We start from the raw sequence: 17,409 nt of genomic DNA on the forward strand, positions 1-17,409 counted from the left end.
GCTAGCCACTCACTTTCCAGCAACATAATGGATGGCATGGGGGTTCAAAAGCCAGAAAGCCACTAGCGAAGAGGGTTTCCAGGGGCTCTTACTTCTGTTTATACTTCTGTTTCCTACTTCCGTTTCGGTTCGTGCCCAAGCTCAGAGGCCCCCGCAAGCGGCCAAAAGGCGGCCCAAATTGGTACGCATGTCTCACCGTCCCCAAGGCCCTACGGCAGAGGGCAGGGAAGAGCGAGTTGTGGCGGTCGCTGGGCACCTCTGACCCCACGTTGGCCACCAAGCTCTACGGAGCTGCCATAGAGGCGTTAGAAGCGCAGCTAGAGAACCTTGTGGGTGATTCACTGGCCGAACAGGTCGAGCTGAATCGCGGCCCCGTCCTGACCGCTGTCCGTGTTGTGAAGGAAGGTCAGACGCTCTTCAAAGAGGTTGCGGAGGTTGATCCTCATCTGGTAGCTCATGTCCTGACACAAACAAGAAAGGACCAATCCGAGACATATCCACTTGTTGTTGAAGCACTGAAGGGTAACAAGCGTTTTGCAGTTACCTGGGAAGAGCTAAGAGAGCACTATGCGAAGGTTCGTGCAACTAAGAAAGGTCAGACGCTCTCATCATCAGCGTTGTTTGAAGTCAATAGTGCGATAAAAGTAATGCGTCAATACGCCGGTTATCCGGATCTTCTTGCTGTCAAGCATTGTCGAGATATCTACAGCTACTTCATTAATGAGAGTGGCTTGAAGCCCAGAACAATCATGTCAAGGCTCGGGATGGCTAAGACGATGATCAAGGCTGGTATCAAGCATGAAGTTCTCAGTATGACCTCTAATCCGTGGGATCCTATTGACTTCATTGTTGACACACGACCTGAGGACTCCTACAGATCCTTCACGAAAGAGGAAGTACAAAAACTTTTCTCGCTGACGGAGAATGTTCACATCTGGTACGTGTTATTTGGTACCGCATTGAGGATTGGTGAGTTTTGGTCGCGTGATCTGAGTCACCTTGATGGACAGATGCTTGTTGTCACTGCTACAGCGAGACAAAAGAACCGCCTTAAGACAGACACAAGTAATCGAAGAATTCCTTTGAATGAGAAAGCTCTTCGCTATCTGCAGGAGAGTCTTCCTTTTGAAAAGTCGAAAGATACACTTCAGCGAAGGTTGAGAGCTGATCTTCAATCGCTAGAAAGTCGCGATGAGAAGCTCGTCATCCACAGCACTCGTCATACATGGAAGACGTGGAGCCGTCGTGTCGGTATTCCAATTGACGTTAGTGATGAGATTGATGGCCATAAAAAGAAGATCACAACAGACGTCAGCGATGGGTATGGCATTTATCCTGATGAGCTTTTGATTGAACAGAACAACAAGGTTTGGCAGTTTCTTGATGACCTCATTTCTTAGCCACTCATGCACTTCACTATCTCCCGCCTCCTTTCCTCACTCGGCCTTGTCCCCTTCCCCCCATCTCAATGACTACAACCACCTCACAGACTTACTCACCTTGTGATCGAAGAACGGATAGCCTTCCTTGAGTCACCAAAAGACAAGCTCATCCTTCGATTCAGGACCTTTGAAAATCCCGAGTGCTACGGAGACCTAAAAACTGAGGTCATCAAAGGACGAGTAATTCAAGGTGAACACCCGCTCCTCAAAAGTCGAAGGGTGTTCAACCGGAAGGAAGTCCTAGACCTATGGCACAAGTTGCAAGGGAAGGGCTGGAAACAAGTGGACGCAAAGTGGTGAAGCTATTGACTGTTTCAGCGATACCTAAAAGGTAATGACAGAAATTTCAGAAGCCTTATCGCTACTGAAGGCGTCTCGTATTTACCCCCATGCCCCCACCCATTGCATGGCTTGCTGATTGGCGGTTGGGTAAGTCGCTTGTTTGGATTTCCAATCGACAGCGAAATGGCCCATGAGAGCCTGAAACGAATACCAGCAGCAGCCCTGAACCTGTACCAGCCTCTACGATCGTAGACTCTCGGTACAAGACGGTCTTGGTCATGAATCTGATCGCTTACTACCGAGTCAGTACCGACCGCCAGGGAAGGTCTGGTCTGGGTTTGGAGGCACAGCAGGAGCGGGTAGCCCAGCTTGCTGCCGAACGTGGTGCCCAGGTAGTTGCCGAGTTCGTAGAGGTGGAAAGCGGCAGGAAGTCAGATCGCCCCCAGCTAGCTGCTGCCCTTGCTGAGGCACGAAAACGTAAGGCTGTGGTGGCCGTTGCCAAACTCGACCGCCTGGCGCGTGATGCTGAGCTGATCCTGCGATTGAGCCGAGAAGCTCAGGTCAACGGCATGGGCGGCTTCCTGTTTTGTGATTTGCCTGACATCGATGCCACTACAGCAGCGGGTCGCCTCATCCTTGGAGTGATGGGATCTGTTGCTGAATTTGAATCCAGACGGATCAGTGAGCGCACAAGAGACGCCCTAACCGCTGCCAAGGCCAGAGGCGTAAAGCTGGGCGGCATCAGGCCAAACACCATCAAGGAGAATGTTGCAGCCAAGGCCAAGGCGCAGCAGGAAGCGGAGAAGCTGCGTGGTGTACTGACTCCAATGATCGAAGCCAAGCTGCCGCTACGAGCTATCTCAGAGGCTTTGGCCGGTGCTGGGAAGACTACGAAGAACGGCCAACCACTGAGCCCAACCCAAGTCAAACGCTTGCTAACACGACTCGGCCTATCCTAAGAAAACAGAATAAGCGCCATATATCTCAACCATGCATATCATCAATCTACAATGAAAAAACTTACACAAGATCAAAAGCAATATCGAAAGCGAAAGAAGGAAGCAAAGAGAGACTTTGTTCGCATGGTCAATGAAAACGGCGAGATTTCACTGCGTGTTTCAAAGCGTTCCCTATGCTTGCGAGTCAGCAATGAGGTGTTCAATGCGCTAGCCGTGATTTGCGAGGCATATGGTAAGGACCAAGGAGAGATGATTGGTTTCATGATTGGAAACAGTATTCATAAACTCCAAACAATTCCAGAGCCAAAACGCACTTATCAACCCGACGGAAAATGCGAACGACAACCGATGACTGAGCCTAATAAGTCTCGCTTCAATGGAACAGGCTGTGAGAAACAGGTTAATGTTCGCATTTCCATTACCGCCTGGAAGAAGCTTGACGACTTCTGCGTGAAGGATCAAAAGACTCGATATTCCAAGAAGAGGGTGGTAGAGCATCTCATCCTTGACTATGCCAAACGCAATTCCCAAGAGCTTTAGAGCCGTCTATCACTTCTAGTACCTAAGCCCATGCTGGGAGCGGCTTGCTGTGTCAATGGCTCACTAATACAGGGAGAACCTTTGATTGGTGATCCAATCGTCGTATGGAACCGACGTTAAAGAAAGGCAGAGCTGTGAATGCCCGTAAGGGAGTAGCTCGTTCTGCGGTCTCGTTGAACCCAAGCACTACAGGCTTCAGGCACCTGTAGCAGAGGCTGAATCAACGCTCGCCCTCGACGGTTGGAGAACCGGCGATGGACCCTCTCCAAGTTGAAGCCCGAACTGACGCACCACTGCGTTACGAGCGGAATGAGCAACTCACTGGAATGGTTCAAAGAGAATCTACCCGCTGTAGCCAGTTCGTTTGAAACGGTCACCCGATTCTGTGGTGACAACAGCTCCCCACGTCTTCCGCTTCCAAAGGCGGTTGGTGTTGGGGAGTTTGTGTTTCAAAGGAGCTGAGCTACAGGCGGAGCCACCGTTGGTGGCGAGTTTGCTCTTTGCACCATCCAGTTGAAGGATATTAACCAGTAGGAATTATTACCATCTAATTGATTGCTTTACTAAATGAATACCAAGGCACTCCAGGACTGGAGCTTGCCATCTATCCAAGCGGCAGGACCAGGCAGGAGATGGCCTCTGTTGATCACCTAACTACCCACCCATTTACTTTTAGTCGACTAAATTGCTATGACAGCTGATCTATTGTCCATTGATTATCTGAGAGAACATTTGAGTGAGAAGGCATTGACCTATCTCACTACGACGATCCCTGAGCATCACCGCATTGGAGTTGGTAATTTCGTCAATGCTCAACGCAACGTTTTCAACCAATACGCTGCAGATTTGGCTGCAGTGTTTATGGCGCTAGATCAGGCTCCATCAGACCTGAACCTGAAGCATTTTGAATCTTGCTTTAGTGAATGGCTCAGAGAGAATGGCGTATCAAGCTCCAGGATTACCCAGCTCAAAGGAGCGATCAGGATCAAACGCCGTGCTCTTGCAGAGGGTTCTTTCTACGACCAGTCCGAACGGGAGTTCATCAAGGAGCTGGAGGTTGAGAAGGCTTACCTGTTTGGCCGACTTACTTGGGAGGGGCAGAAGCAAGCGTTACAGCTTCGTCAGGCCAAGGGGCAGGTCACCCTCCAGGATCTGCGTCAATTACTCAAGGTCTACCAGCTCGACCCCAAGAGTCAGTGGCAAGGAAGTGATGACTGGAGTCCCTCCAAGTCTGATCCCAAGCCATCACTAACACCTCCTGTCCCCTCCCTGCCTCTGTCCACCAAGGCGTATTACTTGGCGTTGACGCTGCAGGGGGTGGTGGATCAACTGCTCGATATACAACCTCAATGGGAAGGTGATCATCGAATAACTGAACTAGTTGACGCTCGGCGTCTCAGTGACCTGACTAGTCAGCTCTCCGCTGGAAGAGATCTTGGATGGGATTTCTAATCCGTTCTGATTGAGAGGCGGGCGAGATCATCAAGGATCTTTTCCCGTTCTAGTTTATTGAAGGTTCACAATCACATCTAAACCACTGTTAGATGATCTGGTTTTTTTGGACAGTCCCCATTGTTAACCTCTTAGTTGATATTCAAGTAGTTCATCCCCAGAAAGGGACTGAACTATCCCGAGACATTGCTCACTCGTCATTGCTCGCCATTTCGATTTGAAGGCGTCTCGATCTTCAAACCCCTTTTTTGCCAAGTAGTAAAAGCAGGCAACCCTCCACCATCCCACTTCTCTATACCGTTCTATATTAATCCCTCCAACATCAAGCAGGGCATCGAGTTGGTCCCATTTTAGAAAGTGATATTGATTTTTCCAGGCTTTCGCTATGACATAAGTTCTCATCTCGCTACCATGGAAGAATTCATCGCAGAACTCTTGCTCTCTTGTGAAATCGTCCCAGAGAGGCTTACTTATGTCATTCGTGATCTCTCTATTGCCCTCGCAAGTGTCAACTATGACAGGGAAGATGCCTTCCGCAGCTTTAACTAATCCGCCAATGCAGACGTAAAAGTTATCAGGCATAAGCAGTCCTTTCAGGGCTCTTTCACTATTGAAAGCATCCCTGGCAATTTGCGCCATTTTTTCTTGTTTTCTTTTGCGGTTAGTTCGATCCTCTGTTTCTTGTGCTTCCAGTCAAAGATGCTCATTGGATTAATAAGTGATAAAGAGCCTGACAGAATGATCAAATGGTTGAGGAAGGCATTTGCATTTACTACATCTTATGATCCGCTCTCCCGTTTAGCGGATGGCCTAGGACTCTTTGGTGAACAGCTAATGCGCCTCCCCCATGGGACAGCAGACTTAACCGCTGAAGCTAAAGATTGTCCATTAGTCTAAATCCTTGCTTGGCGTATTCACTCTCTGGGTCATAGTTTGTACAGTTACTATTGAATGCCATTGCCAAGGTTGAGGCTGCGCCTACTACTTTTGGCTCGGTCATCCATTCACGAATGCTTTCAGCATTCTTTGCTTCGATAAAGTAGTCAACCTTGTATTTAACTTCCTCGGGGGTGTAATCATATCTTCTTGCGCTACATATTGTTTGTGCAAGAAAGCCGATCGCTTGTTCTTGCAGATCCGTCAGGCGTGAGGCATTCGTCGGAGCGCTAGGACTACTTTCAAGGAACCTGTATCTTCCCTCTACTTCTGAAACGGCACCCTTGGATTCAGCCGATCCATTCCTTTTCGTGGTTAGGTCTCTGGATTTCACAGGTTGTTCGTAGGATGCTTGGCTGCTTGAAATTGCTATACCAGCGTCTCTTGTGAGACTGCTTCCAGTCAATGCCCTGTAGCCTCCAAACAATGCCGATACAGCAATGATGGGAACCCATCCATAGGCAGCCTTCTGTTTACTCATTGACATACAACTAATCGGTCTAATTTATATTGGATTGCTTGTGCGCGGGAAAGTAAGCCATATTTCTTTATATCGGCAATGATGTCGCTTCTGCTGGGGTCAGAAGCTCAGTGGCCGAGTGAATTGGCTGGAGATGCTCTCGTAACGCACACTTATACGTCCTGAGCTGATCAAGCCGAAAGTAGCCGTGAAGGCCGTATTTTAACAAGTTGATGTGAAGCATTAGTTCTTGCGGGCATGGGCTGCTCCAACTGCGGAAGTTCTTCGGCGATGTGGGATCGCTGCCCTCTTAGGCGCGGTTCCCTGCCTCAAAGCTCAAGATGGGGGTGTCCAGAAAACTAGACCAGATCAGTTCTGAAGTGCCACAGCAGCGCAATCACAATATTTTTAGGTGATAATGATCACCTAAGCGCAACTGAAATTTGCCCAATACATTCTCACGCCTGACTGCCACCACAGGGTCGGAGGAGCCCAGCTCTTCATGGCCCCCAGCTGGAATCCAGGGCAGAAGGGCGTGAAGGTTCAGATCATTGATGTATTTGCCCTTGAGCTGGCCACTGGGTATGAAAAGGACCCAGAAGGCAGGCTCCTCCTCTCCTCAAGACAACCCATGCTTAGGCTCCTAATCGCCACCGCTGCTGGTCTGTGGCAGTACCCAGCCTTCGACCTTGAAGAGTACTTGGAGTGGTCTGGAAATTGGTTGTTTGCAGAGGATCGCAAATAGTGGACCTGATCAGCAGAGAAGATGCCAAGGCGTTAGGCCTTAAGCGGTTCTTCACTGGAGTTCCTTGCAAAAACAATCACATTGCAGAGCGGTACGTCTCGAGTGGAAATTGCGTAACCTGCCTTAAGGAGCGTACAGCTATTGCAGTATTGCTCAAGCGTGAGTCAAACCTACGCACTACATCCTGTCCTATGTGCGGAACAACAATCCAAACAACAAATGGACTGAAGAAGTTCTGCTCTAAGAAGTGCAAGCGAATATGGGATGCCTCACAAAAGCCTAGGCGTGGACCAATAACCAGATCATGTCTTTGGTGCAATAGGAGCTTAACTACCTCCCATGCAACCCAAAATTTTTGCTGTGCTGAACACTCAGCATGGTGGCACAGAGAAGACCGTAAAAGTGATCCAGTAAAGGCTGAGAAGCAGAAGCTCCAAGAGATACGCTGGAAGGAACAGAACTTAGAGCTCCTTCGTCAAAAATCTAGGGAGTATGAAGCCCTGAACAGAGAAGAGCGTAATGCCAAAGCTAGGGCTCGTCGTTCGACTGAGGAAGGCAGACAGCTTGGTAACGCAATCGCGAAGGCTTCTAGAGACAGATTTATAGAGCAGCATGGAATTAGTATGGCAACCGCCCATCAGAGGCGGTAGCTGTCAGGAAAGATGACGACTCTGCTGCCATTCATGCAGCCATGGCAAACGTAGCTGGTCTTGGGTCGATTTCCGGTTGTGGAGGATTGATCCAAACCACCTCCGGCTGACGCCAGCAACGCGTTGATCGTGACCAGCGACGTGGATTTTGCTGGCGTGCCTGTTCATAGACGTGAGCACGATGGCGGCAAATGGCAACGGCTTGACCGCTATGGCGCTGCTGGGGTGTCACGAACTTGATCCCGCTATGGCGGTGCCGGTGGTTGTACCAGTCCACAAAAGACGCCACCCACAGGCATGCCTCTTCCACGCTGGCGAATGGCCGCCTTGGGTAATCGGGCCGGTATTTTGCTGTTCGGAACAGCGCTTCCGAGTAGGGGTTGTCGTTGCTAACCCTTGGTCTAGAGAAGGACCGCAGCACCCCCAGCTCTTCCAGGCGGCTTTCCAGCGTGGCGGCACGCATTGAGTTGCCGTTATCGGCGTGGAGGGTCAACGGTATCTGGCGCCCCTTGCTGATCCGCTCGCGCAGGCAGGCTCTGCTCACCAGATCGGCTGCAATGGCTGGGTCTTCTCGCTCAGCGACATCCCAGGCCACCACCTTCCTGCTCCAGACGTCGATCACCAGATAGAGATAGAGCCACACGCCACGCACTGTTGTTGGCAGGTAGGTGATGTCCCAGCTCCACACCTGATTTGGCCCTGCGGCCCGCAGGCGTGGCACTGGCCTCGGCTCCTGTGGTGGTCGGGCGCGACCACGGCGATTCGCCTGGCCATGGGCGTGCAACACCCGGTAGAAGCTGCGCTCTGAGCCAATGAACAGGCCCCGGTCCGCAAGGATCGGCACGATTTGCCCGGGGGGCAGCGCAGCGAATTCCGGCTCGTTGCAGGTGAGCAGAATGCGCTGGCGCTCTTCTTCACTGAGGCGGTGTGACACATTGCGTTGACTGCCTTTGCGGCAATCCACACCGCCGCCATCACCGGCAAACTGGCGTCGCCATCGCTGCAGCGTGGTGAGGCCAATACCCAACAGCAGGGCCAGTTGTCTGGCACGAGCACCAGCGGCAAGCCCCTCATCCATGATCTGCAAAGCCTTCTGGCGGTCTTCGGGCGAGGTCAGTCGTCCGCGTCCTCTCCCCAGAAGGCCTGGATCTTTTTTGCTGCCAACAGCAGTGCCGCTGCTTCTGCCAGTGCCTTCTCCTTACGGCGCAGCTCTTGTTTGAGCTGTTTGATTTCACGCTGGTCCTGCTGATGGCGTCGGTCTAGATCCTTCTGCTCTGTCAAGGTGAGCACTGGCTTTTCGTTGGCATCCTGGGATGCCTGGCGCCACCTTTCCACCTGCTCCGGGCACAAACCCCGTTCACGGCAGTAGGCAGCCAGCTCGGTGCCATTAAGCCCAGCAGTCTCGAGCACCACCGTGAACTTGTCGGTGGAGCCCCAGCCCTCAGGATCCTTCTGGCTGGCGGGAACCACCTCTCCCTGCAAACGCCAAGATTTTCGCCAGCTGTAGAGGGTCATCACATGGATGCCCAGCTCTTTTGAAATCCTGGCCACGCTTTGCCTTTGAGGTGGGCTCATTCGCCTTCTCACATCAGCTCTAACAGCCTCGCTGTAACGACGCATTGAATTTCTCCATCAAGCCCCCTGGTGATCGAAATGGAGAGGCGTCAACTTTCCTGGCAGAGGGGGAGGAAGAACCCTAACTACAAGATCGGAGCACGACTGAGGAAGAGGATCTGGGCTGCTGTTACCGAGGCTGAGACAGTTAAAGCAGGTTCCTTTGAGGAACTCTGTGGATGTTCTATTGAGGATCTCAGGCTTCACCTTGAGTCTCTCTGGAAGCCTGGCATGTCCTGGGATAATTACAGCTTTGAAGGCTGGCACATTGATCACATCCGACCATGTGCATCGTTCGATCTCATAGACCAAGAACAGCAGAAGCAGTGCTTCCACTTCACCAACCTTCAACCGTTGTGGGCCAGAGAGAACCTGAGTAAGAGTGACAAGTGGGAAGGGTAGCGATGGCGCTGCTTTGCTGCTCTTGCTACGACGCCTGCAGCAATGGATCAGCCAGTGCCTCAGTTCGCGTTGTTCTTCTCCGACGATGCTGGCTTCGGCATCGAGATGGTGCAGGCGTTGGACGCTGCCCACGCCCAGGACATCTCCAGATCTCAGCACCCCACGGGAAGAATGTCAGCCGTGCCTGCAGCGCTACTCGACGGCCAGGACCGCCACAAGCTGCTGAGGGCGTGGCTCAAGGGGTGGGGGGAAGCGAGAACCTGACAAGTGAAGAGAAATGGCAAGGCTTGCGGCTATCTACGGCTGCTTCTTACTTCTGTTTCTACTTCTGTTTCCCTTGTTGCGAATCACTGAGAACTCAGTCGGGAAGAGGGTTTGGGCGGGTCTTTATAAACTCCTCTTCCAGCAGCCCGTTGACCAGTACCACCTCAGTATTGATCACACGTTCAACTAGTGTAATGTAAATCCATGCCAAGATCACTCATACCCTTTCTGGGAGACCGAAGATCCTAGCAGGAAAATAAAAATAGCCAGTCAGAAATGATTAGCAAACTTCCCAGAGGCCTCAAAAGACAAATCCGGATTATAGGCTGCAGATTGGTGGCAGCATGGAGGCGTTATCCGCGTAACGCCAGAAAACTATTATTGAACCAGGAAGAAACCGACCAGCTGGCCAGTCCCTTTCTGAATTGGGAAACATCCATCACTCCGATACCCAGGAGAGGGACCATTGAAATTCAGAAGAATCGAGTGCATAACCTGGAGCGAGCGATTAGTCTGATCAACAATCGCCTGATTCTGCCAGGACAAGCCTTCAGCCTTTCTCAACATCTTGGTGAACCGACTATCGAGAATGGATTTCAGAGCGGACCTGTATTTGGGGGAGGAAAGGTGCTGGCCGACGCAGGAGGAGGACTTTGCCTGATTGCCACGAATTTATATAGTCTTTTTCTAAAAAGTGGCTGCCAGATTCTTGAGCGCCACAATCACAGCATTGATGCGTATGGCAACGAGCGGTTCTACGAGCTAGGTCAAGATGCAGCAATAGCCTATGCCTACAAAGATCTAGCAATAAGGAACAACTTTAAGACACCACTGCTTTTAGAGATTGGCATGATTGGCGACACCGTGCAAAGCCGATTGTCTGCAGCACTACAGAAGCCGGTTGAAGTCATCGTTAGATCTCATGTACTACAGAGGATACCTCCGGCTATTCAGGATCAACATCCTGGATGGCACATCTGCACGACGCGCTATGCAAGAAAAGAGAATGCCTGTTGGCGACAGGACTACGTTTCATTCAGTCACTACATGCCTTGTTGATGCATAGAAAGACTGATCTGCACAGTCTCAATGACAGAGGGCTTCATGATGACTGGAATAGCATTCATGAAGCCAAAGCAATGAACATCTACCTGGAGAGCAACCTTGAGGTAGGAAACATCGCGGATGCTTAGACACTTCAAAGGTGATCGCGAGCTGACCACCAGCAAGATGGCCAAGGCGGCCCGGGAGCTATGCCAGCGCAATGGCATCTCGATTGAACGGGTGGCGGAAAAACACCGAGTGGCTGATGCGGCTCCTGTTACCTCGTCGTCTATCCCAAGGCACTTGGGCTCTGGACAGGTGATGACTCAAAACTCGAGCGAGCTCTGCTCTGGCATCGCATTAAGCTGTGGCTCTTCCACCGACACTACCCAAGACCTAAACTCACTCTTAACGAGCGTTTTCGAACCTGTCAGTTCTTCGACAACACACCACTGAACTGGGCATTCAACTTTTTCGTGGCCTTGCCTATCTCTCTACTGGTGAGCAGTGCCATCGCTGTTGCTGTGCTTTGGCCGTTGGGAAAGGTTCTGCAGCTTGACAAGATGCCGGACAGTGACACTGAGCAGTGCCATCAGACGCCCTTCGGGTGCGAGTGATCGACGGCATTAGCCGCTAGTAGTCCCCGTAATAGAAGTGATCATCAATTGGATTGAACTCCTTCGCTAGTGCAACAGCTCTGGTCTGGCTACGCTGCTATTGGTTGTGTTCGCAGCCGAGCGAAAACGGCAACGGCGGCGGATGGTGGCGAGATGGGTGCTAGTGCTGTCAGCAGAACTTTATGTTTAGCCCAGCAATGACGCCCACCACAACACTCACAACCAGCAGCGTGCGCTCGACCTCGCCTGGCATCGGGAACGGGGTTTTGTCCTTATCTGGGGTAAGGGCTTCCAGCGCCTTAAACCCAATAAAACCAAGCATCAATGTCCCGATTAGGGCGGGCTTCGGGAAGCCACATTGGAACAGGCCGAATAGGCCGGCGGTGAGTGAATAGGTCCCAAAGACCATCACCACACGCAGCACCAGGGTCCAGATCGACTTCATTTATGCAGACTCCTTTTTGATTCGGGACAGAGCGGCGAATTTATTTTTGCGGCAAATTGCAAACATGACGATTCCGGATGTAATTTGAAATCCATACTTTGTCATTCGTTTTGCAGCGCCTTCCGGGATGCCGAAAGTAGTGACAATAATTGCGTATGGGATTCCAGCAATTAATACTGGCGCCAGTCCTGTTAGCCATGACTTATGCCTGATGCCCCAAACAAGCCCTCCTATAAATGGGCTTACTAATCCTGTTATTGCGCCTGCTATCCATGGATTACATTTTGAGCGTCTAATCAGAAATTCTGAAGCTGCACATGCATCTGCCTGCTCTGAGGACTTTAGGGCTGCTGTTAGCGTTTGTTGATTCGCACAAATGATGATATTCTCAACTGTCGGGCAGCCGCACTGGGGACACGATTCTGCCAGGTTTGAGTATTGTTTTTGGCACTCCTTGCAATTAATTAGTGCCATTTCAGGGCTTAGGCGGTTGGGATAGTGACTTCTTTATTCAAATCCTATTGTTGCCTACTTCTTGGCTGGCGCGGTTGCCTAATTTAAGACGCAAGGCCCAGCACAACCCTAACGGCCCTACCCGCCATGCCCTGATTCGCCGTGTTCTTCTCTGACGCTGCCGGATTCGGCATCGAGATGGTGCAGGCTCTGGACGCTGCCCACGCTCAGGACATAACCCGTGCTCAGCATCCCACTGGAAGGCTTTCAGCGGTGCCTGCAGAGCTACTGGATGGTCAGGACCGTCATGAGCTGCTGCGGGCGTGGCTCAGGGGTGAGGGGTGAAGAAAGGTGAAGACACCTGCGCCTCCCCCTACGGCTGCTCCTTACTTCTGTTTCTACTTCTGTTTCCTCTTGTTGAGAATGACTGAGAACCTAGCTGTGGAGTGGGTTTAGCCGGGTTTTTATAAACTCCTCCTCCAGCAACATATTGAATTGCAGTAGTTGGCTGTCGCTAAGTAGTTGGCGACTGGCTAATGCAAAGTGCTGCTCGAGGAAGGCGCGACCCTGGCCCGGATCCCACTGCAACTGGCTAAGCAGCTCCTCACACTGGCTGAGCAGCTCCTTGCGCCGTAAGGGGGGTGGTGCACTGGCGGCGTCGCTGCCAGCGGCAAAGCCCTCCAGGGCCTGTAGGTAGGCCAGCAGGTCCCCATAGCTGGTGAGGCGGTTGCGGTTGGGGTGGCCGAATACCCGCTCCAGATAGACGGCCTCCTGCTCGCGATCCCAGCCGAGCCGCTGCAGCTGTAAATCCAGTCGGGCCAACTCGCTGCTCCAATCCTCCGGGTCGGCCGGCGGTTCTTCGATCGCCTGGGCCGGCGGGGGGCTGGGCGCCGCTTGGCGCTCGGCTTGGGGTTTGGGCTGAACCTGGGCGGGCGCACTACTAACTCGGACGGGCGTGGGTGCGCTCGAAGTGGGGGGTGCGGCTCCTGGCAGGTGTTCAGCCAGGCGTTGGCGGGCTCGGTCTTCTGCTGCCTCGGCGGTCGATGCTTCGCCCAGTGCCGCGTCGATTACCTGGCCAGCACGGCTTATTTGCACCAGCACCACCCGGCTGCCTGCTTCGGCATGGAGCAGCTGGACGTTGAACTGCAGCTCGCCTAACGGATACTCCAACCCAGCTTTCTAGAGTGGATCCCATCTTGACCCGCTGCAGCCCGTGGAAGCGGAGTCGATCCAATCCCTCACCCCCCTGCTCAACCAGGCAGACCAGTGGCGTGAGGTGCTGTTGTTGCTGCCCCTGTTGGTGGCCCTAGAGGCGGTGCTCTCCGCCGACAACGCCATTGCCCTGGCGGCGATCGCCCGGGGCCTGGAGGATCCGGCCCGGCAGCGCCAGGCCCTCAATCTCGGCCTGGCCCTGGCCTTGGTGTTTCGGCTTGGTTTGATCGTGGCTGCCCGCTGGGTGCTCAATTTCTGGCCGCTGCAACTGGCGGCGGCGTCCTACTTGCTGTGGCTGTGCGGGCGCCATCTGCTGCTGGTGTGGTCTGAGCCCGAAGAGGGGGCAGGCGAGGCCGCTGCAGCCGATGGCGCCGACTCTGCTGGCGCCAAGCCCGGCTCCCTGCACCACGCCGGGCTTGGCTCAATTGTGGCCACTCTGGCCCTTACTGATCTGGCTTTTTCGCTTGACAGCGTTGCCGCAGCGGTGGCAGTGAGTGATCGGCTGTGGCTGGTGATGGCCGGTGGGGTGATCGGCGTTATCGCCCTGCGACTCACCGCCGAACTGTTTATTCGTTGGCTTGAGGTTTACAAGCATCTGGAAACGGCCGGCTATCTAGCGGTGGGTCTGGTGGGCATTCGGCTGCTGCTGCGCCTGGGCTTGCCCCAGGTGGTGCCGCCGGAGTGGCTGCTGCTGCTGCTGGTGGCTGCCCTGTTTGCTTGGGGCTTTTCGGTGCGCCTGCCTCTGGCGCCGAAGCCGCTGGAGCCATGAGGGTGGAGCTGCGCCAAATCGGCAGCGATCGCCTGCTCGATTGGCTTGAGGTGCCTGAGCTGGCTGAGGTGCCCCATCCGGGCCGCTGGCTTGAGGCTGGCGGCCGCAGTTTTCTGGTGCTGCAGCGGCGCCACCGCTATCAATTGCGCAATGGCTGCTACGAACTAGCCAGCGTCGCTCTGCAGGTGAAGCCCCAGCGCCAGCCCACCGATGCCCGCTGGTGGCAAAACCAGTGGGTGATCGGCAATCCCGATTGCCGTTTCAACGCCCGCAGCCCGCTGCTGCGCTGTGCCGTGCTTCCCGATGGCCCATGCGAGTGCTGCAGCCACTTCGCCTGTCCCTAGGGTGGGGGATCACGCAACACTTGCAATCCGTCAGCCCTCTCCACGATCCGGCACCGCGATTGCCGATTCCAGTCCGGCGGCGGTGGACCCTGCCGCGCTCAGCAGCGATGCTCCTGAGCTGCTCGACTTTGCATCGTTTGGGCTGGGTGAGCCGATCTTGAAGGCGGTAGCCGAAAAGGGTTACACCAAGCCCTCACCGATCCAGGGCCAGTGCATCCCGGCGGTGCTAGCGGGTCATGACGTGATGGCGGCGGCCCAGACCGGCACGGGCAAGACCGCCGGTTTCACCCTGCCGATGCTGGAGCGGCTGCGCCATGGCCCCCACGCCCGCGCCGGCATTGTGCGCTCCCTGGTGCTCACCCCCACCCGGGAGCTGGCTGCCCAGGTGGGCGAAAGCGTGCGGGACTACGGCCGCTACCTCGATCTGCGCAGCGACGTGGTGTTCGGCGGGGTCAAGGTGAATCCCCAGATTTCCAGGCTGCAGCGCGGCACTGACGTGCTGGTGGCCACCCCGGGCCGGCTGATGGACCTCTACCAGCAGAAAGCCCTGCGGCTCGACCGGGTCGAGATCCTGGTGCTCGATGAGGCCGACCGGATGCTGGATATGGGCTTCATCCGCGATATCCAGAAAATCCTGGCCCTGCTGCCGCCCAAGCGTCAAAACCTGCTGTTCTCAGCCACCTTCTCTGGGGATATTCGCCGCCTCGCCACCGGTCTGCTGCACAATCCCGTGCAGCTCCAGGCCACGCCCGAAAACCGCACCGCTCCCACGGTGGAGCACCTGTTGCATCCCTGCGACATGGATCGCAAGGCTGATCTGCTCAGCCACCTAATCAGCAGCAACAACTGGCAGCAGGTGCTGGTGTTTTCTCGCACCAAGCACGGCGCCAACCGCATGGCCGAGCGACTCACCCGCGAGGGGATGTCGGCTTCGGCTATCCATGGCAACAAGAGCCAGGGAGCTCGCACCCGAGCCCTAGCCGACTTCAAGGCTGGTTCTTTGCGGGTGCTGGTGGCAACCGACCTGGCGGCCCGGGGCATTGATATTCACCAGCTGCCCCACGTGGTCAACCTGGACCTGCCGAACCAGGCCGAGGACTATGTACACCGGATCGGCCGCACCGGCCGGGCCGGCCACAACGGCCATGCCATTTCCCTGGTGGCAGCAGAGGAAAGTGAGCTGCTGCGGGCCATTGAGCGCATGATCGGCACCCGTCTGCCGCGGCAGGAGGTGCCCGGCTTTGAGCCCAAGGTGCTCTCAGCTCCACCCCTGGATCTCAGTGGTGGTCGGGGTAAGGGCAGGGGCGGTGGTGCTCGCCGGGGTGGACCGCCAGCAGGACCCTCCCGCGGCGGCAGCGATGGGGGCCGCCGGGGTCGTTACAGCTCTGGGCGCTGATCTAGCCCTAACGGCAGCAATCGACACACCGGCTAAGGGTTGTCTCCGCTCGGATGGAGCCGTTGAAGTCTCTCCCTATGCCCTACGAGCCCGGATCCCCTGAATGCCGCGTCCTGATCGACTGCAAGGTTCAGATTGAGTCGATGCTGCTGGCCCTGGGGCGCATTGACAACAGCCAGCACATCCGCGACCAGCTGCTATCTGTGCACAACCAACTTGAGGGGCTGCACGCCATCCACCGCAAGGCAGTGGCCGCTCCCCTGTCTGCGGGCGAGCCTTAAGGATCAACCAGTCGCCTGGGCAGCTAGGAGCCCGCTGTTCTGCCGCCCCATTTCAAACCCGTGACAGGTGGCATAGGCGATCTCCTGGTTTGCATACCAGTTGTTGCAGCAGGCTCTGGCCTTGGGCAGGGGACTTGCCCTCCAGTTGGGCTGCTCGTACCAGTAGTGGGCAGCCAGCAGTGCTAACCACCAAGCCCGCATCGGCAGCAAGGGCCAGCACGGTTCCGGGTGCATCTGCTGCTGCCAACACTTCTTTCGACAACACTCCTGGCTCTGCCAGTAAGCAGCGGGCTTCTGGGCTCAGTTGAGAAGCGAGCCTGGCGACCAGAGGTTCGCTGGCTAGAAGTTTCAGCCGCTTGCCCTGCCACTGGGTGACGGCTCCGGGGTACAGGCCCATCACCCGACGATGAATTTCCAGAGCCGACTGGTTCCAGTCGACTACCAAGTCGTCTTTGCTGAGCATGCGGGCGTAGCTGAGGCCCACTTCTCCCTGGACACGAACCCCGAGCCGGGCAAGCCGCTCGGCTTCTGGTCCCGTTCCGGCGGCTTCGATGCGCGGCAGGGCCTCTACCAGCAGCTCGGCGCTGAGCTGGGCCAGCCGCTGGCCCAGTTGATGGGCGTTCTCCAGCAGGCCAATGGAGATGGAGCGCTCCAGCAGCACCGGCCCAGTATCGAGGCCCTCCTCCATGGCCATGATCCCTACGCCCGTGCTGCTGTCGCCCTGCAGCAGGCACCACTGGATCGGTCCAGCGCCACGCCAGCGGGGCAGTAGGGAGCCGTGGGCGTTCCAGCAGCCCAGGGGGGGCTGGGCCAGCACCTCTGGCGGCAGGATCTGGCCAAATGCCACCACCACGAATACATTGGCGCCGAGGGCGCCAAGCCGGGCCTGGAGCTCGGGCTCGCGCCGGATACGCTCCGGCGTAAATACCGGCAGGCCTAGCTCCAGGGCCCGAGCCTTAACAGGACTTGGCAGTAAATCCTTGCCCCGCCCCCGCCGGCGATCTGGCTGGGTGACCACCCCCACCAGCTCGTGCCCTGCCGCCACCAGGGCATCAAGGCTGGGCACCGCGTAGGCGGGGGTGCCCCAAAACAGGATCTTCAA

19 protein-coding genes and 1 pseudogene are annotated in these 17,409 nt (G+C 55.1%); 14 read left to right on the plus strand and 6 right to left on the minus strand.

Features of this window, described 5'->3' with window-relative positions; genetic code table 11:
• Positions 1-131: 131 nt before the first annotated feature.
• The 5 genes from U9970_RS03955 (at position 132) to U9970_RS03970 (ending at position 4,675) form a co-directional block, all read left to right on the plus strand.
• Positions 132-1,400 (plus strand): DUF6538 domain-containing protein, encoded by a 1,269-nt coding sequence (locus U9970_RS03955; protein ID WP_322765404.1) that lies wholly within the window; start codon positions 132-134, stop codon positions 1,398-1,400.
• Positions 1,401-1,502: 102 nt separating this feature from the next.
• On the plus strand, positions 1,503-1,742 hold the full coding sequence (locus U9970_RS14265; RefSeq protein WP_407653076.1) for a DUF1651 domain-containing protein: 240 nt from the start codon (positions 1,503-1,505) through the stop codon (positions 1,740-1,742).
• Between the two features lie 260 nt (positions 1,743-2,002).
• Positions 2,003-2,683: a recombinase family protein gene (locus U9970_RS03960; protein WP_322765405.1), complete on the plus strand. Its 681-nt coding sequence runs from the start codon at positions 2,003-2,005 to the stop codon at positions 2,681-2,683.
• A gap of 51 nt (positions 2,684-2,734) precedes the next feature.
• Positions 2,735-3,223: a hypothetical protein gene (locus tag U9970_RS03965; RefSeq protein ID WP_322765406.1), complete on the plus strand. Its 489-nt coding sequence runs from the start codon at positions 2,735-2,737 to the stop codon at positions 3,221-3,223.
• Positions 3,224-3,928: 705 nt separating this feature from the next.
• The gene (locus U9970_RS03970; RefSeq protein WP_322765407.1) at positions 3,929-4,675 is read left to right on the plus strand and encodes a hypothetical protein; all 747 of its coding nucleotides are present in this window, start codon (positions 3,929-3,931) and stop codon (positions 4,673-4,675) included.
• Between the two features lie 123 nt (positions 4,676-4,798).
• On the opposite strand, the gene U9970_RS03975 is transcribed toward U9970_RS03970, so the two are convergent.
• Together U9970_RS03975 and U9970_RS03980 are read right to left on the minus strand one after the other, a co-directional pair.
• On the minus strand, positions 4,799-5,314 hold the full coding sequence (locus tag U9970_RS03975) for a hypothetical protein (protein WP_322765408.1): 516 nt from the start codon (positions 5,312-5,314) through the stop codon (positions 4,799-4,801).
• 235 nt (positions 5,315-5,549) lie between these two features.
• The gene (locus U9970_RS03980) at positions 5,550-6,092 is read right to left on the minus strand and encodes a hypothetical protein (protein ID WP_322765409.1); all 543 of its coding nucleotides are present in this window, start codon (positions 6,090-6,092) and stop codon (positions 5,550-5,552) included.
• Positions 6,093-6,573: 481 nt separating this feature from the next.
• Between U9970_RS03980 and U9970_RS03985 the strand changes: the two genes are divergently transcribed.
• Complete coding sequence (locus U9970_RS03985; RefSeq protein WP_322765410.1) at positions 6,574-6,816, plus strand: hypothetical protein; 243 nt, start codon at positions 6,574-6,576, stop codon at positions 6,814-6,816.
• 681 nt (positions 6,817-7,497) lie between these two features.
• On the opposite strand, the pseudogene U9970_RS03990 reads toward U9970_RS03985, so the two are convergent.
• Positions 7,498-9,086, minus strand: a pseudogene (locus U9970_RS03990) (IS3 family transposase).
• A gap of 33 nt (positions 9,087-9,119) precedes the next feature.
• On the opposite strand from U9970_RS03990, the gene U9970_RS03995 reads away from it, so the two are divergent.
• From U9970_RS03995 to U9970_RS04005, 3 genes are all read left to right on the plus strand, one after another.
• Positions 9,120-9,482, plus strand: coding sequence for a hypothetical protein (locus tag U9970_RS03995; protein ID WP_322765411.1), 363 nt, complete (start codon positions 9,120-9,122; stop codon positions 9,480-9,482).
• A 69-nt stretch (positions 9,483-9,551) separates the two neighbouring features.
• A complete protein-coding gene (locus U9970_RS04000; RefSeq protein WP_322765412.1) occupies positions 9,552-9,746 on the plus strand; it encodes a hypothetical protein in 195 nt (64 codons plus the stop codon).
• A 381-nt stretch (positions 9,747-10,127) separates the two neighbouring features.
• Positions 10,128-10,805 (plus strand): VanW family protein, encoded by a 678-nt coding sequence (locus tag U9970_RS04005; protein WP_322765413.1) that lies wholly within the window; start codon positions 10,128-10,130, stop codon positions 10,803-10,805.
• Positions 10,806-11,576: 771 nt separating this feature from the next.
• On the opposite strand, the gene U9970_RS04010 is transcribed toward U9970_RS04005, so the two are convergent.
• Positions 11,577-11,852, minus strand: coding sequence for a hypothetical protein (locus tag U9970_RS04010; RefSeq protein ID WP_322765414.1), 276 nt, complete (start codon positions 11,850-11,852; stop codon positions 11,577-11,579).
• A 615-nt stretch (positions 11,853-12,467) separates the two neighbouring features.
• Between U9970_RS04010 and U9970_RS04015 the strand changes: the two genes are divergently transcribed.
• Positions 12,468-12,650 carry a hypothetical protein gene (locus tag U9970_RS04015; RefSeq protein WP_322765415.1) on the plus strand — a complete coding sequence of 61 codons (183 nt, stop codon included), beginning with the start codon at positions 12,468-12,470 and terminating at the stop codon, positions 12,648-12,650.
• Positions 12,651-12,740: 90 nt separating this feature from the next.
• On the opposite strand, the gene U9970_RS04020 is transcribed toward U9970_RS04015, so the two are convergent.
• Entirely contained in the window at positions 12,741-13,475 is a 735-nt protein-coding gene (locus tag U9970_RS04020; protein ID WP_322765416.1) for a hypothetical protein, read from the minus strand.
• Between the two features lie 43 nt (positions 13,476-13,518).
• On the opposite strand from U9970_RS04020, the gene U9970_RS04025 reads away from it, so the two are divergent.
• From U9970_RS04025 to U9970_RS04040, 4 genes are all read left to right on the plus strand, one after another.
• Positions 13,519-14,286 carry a TerC family protein gene (locus U9970_RS04025; RefSeq protein ID WP_322765417.1) on the plus strand — a complete coding sequence of 256 codons (768 nt, stop codon included), beginning with the start codon at positions 13,519-13,521 and terminating at the stop codon, positions 14,284-14,286.
• Positions 14,283-14,630 (plus strand): DUF6464 family protein, encoded by a 348-nt coding sequence (locus U9970_RS04030; RefSeq protein WP_322765418.1) that lies wholly within the window; start codon positions 14,283-14,285, stop codon positions 14,628-14,630. Before U9970_RS04025 ends, U9970_RS04030 begins: the two co-directional genes overlap by 4 nt.
• 82 nt (positions 14,631-14,712) lie before the next feature.
• Positions 14,713-16,026 (plus strand): DEAD/DEAH box helicase, encoded by a 1,314-nt coding sequence (locus U9970_RS04035; RefSeq protein ID WP_322765419.1) that lies wholly within the window; start codon positions 14,713-14,715, stop codon positions 16,024-16,026.
• Positions 16,027-16,088: 62 nt separating this feature from the next.
• Complete coding sequence (locus U9970_RS04040; RefSeq protein ID WP_322765420.1) at positions 16,089-16,307, plus strand: hypothetical protein; 219 nt, start codon at positions 16,089-16,091, stop codon at positions 16,305-16,307.
• Positions 16,308-16,359: 52 nt separating this feature from the next.
• Here U9970_RS04040 and fmt read toward each other — a convergent pair whose 3' ends face one another.
• A complete protein-coding gene (gene fmt / locus U9970_RS04045) occupies positions 16,360-17,409 on the minus strand; it encodes a methionyl-tRNA formyltransferase (RefSeq protein WP_322765421.1) in 1,050 nt (349 codons plus the stop codon).

It is taken from the genome of Cyanobium usitatum str. Tous (assembly GCF_963920485.1).
In the GTDB taxonomy this organism is placed as follows: domain Bacteria; phylum Cyanobacteriota; class Cyanobacteriia; order PCC-6307; family Cyanobiaceae; genus Cyanobium_A; species Cyanobium_A usitatum_A.

Bases quoted from the DNA above. Each gene is read 5' to 3' on its own strand.
- U9970_RS03960 (WP_322765405.1), top strand. From the start codon at position 2,003: ATGAATCTGATCGCTTACTACCGAGTCAGTACCGACCGCCAGGGAAGG.
- U9970_RS03965 (WP_322765406.1), top strand. From the start codon at position 2,735: ATGAAAAAACTTACACAAGATCAAAAGCAATATCGAAAGCGAAAGAAG.
- U9970_RS03975 (WP_322765408.1), bottom strand. From the start codon at position 5,314: ATGGCGCAAATTGCCAGGGATGCTTTCAATAGTGAAAGAGCCCTGAAA.
- U9970_RS03980 (WP_322765409.1), bottom strand. From the start codon at position 6,092: ATGAGTAAACAGAAGGCTGCCTATGGATGGGTTCCCATCATTGCTGTA.
- U9970_RS03985 (WP_322765410.1), top strand. From the start codon at position 6,574: ATGGCCCCCAGCTGGAATCCAGGGCAGAAGGGCGTGAAGGTTCAGATC.
- U9970_RS03995 (WP_322765411.1), top strand. From the start codon at position 9,120: ATGGAGAGGCGTCAACTTTCCTGGCAGAGGGGGAGGAAGAACCCTAAC.
- U9970_RS04010 (WP_322765414.1), bottom strand. From the start codon at position 11,852: ATGAAGTCGATCTGGACCCTGGTGCTGCGTGTGGTGATGGTCTTTGGG.
- U9970_RS04030 (WP_322765418.1), top strand. From the start codon at position 14,283: ATGAGGGTGGAGCTGCGCCAAATCGGCAGCGATCGCCTGCTCGATTGG.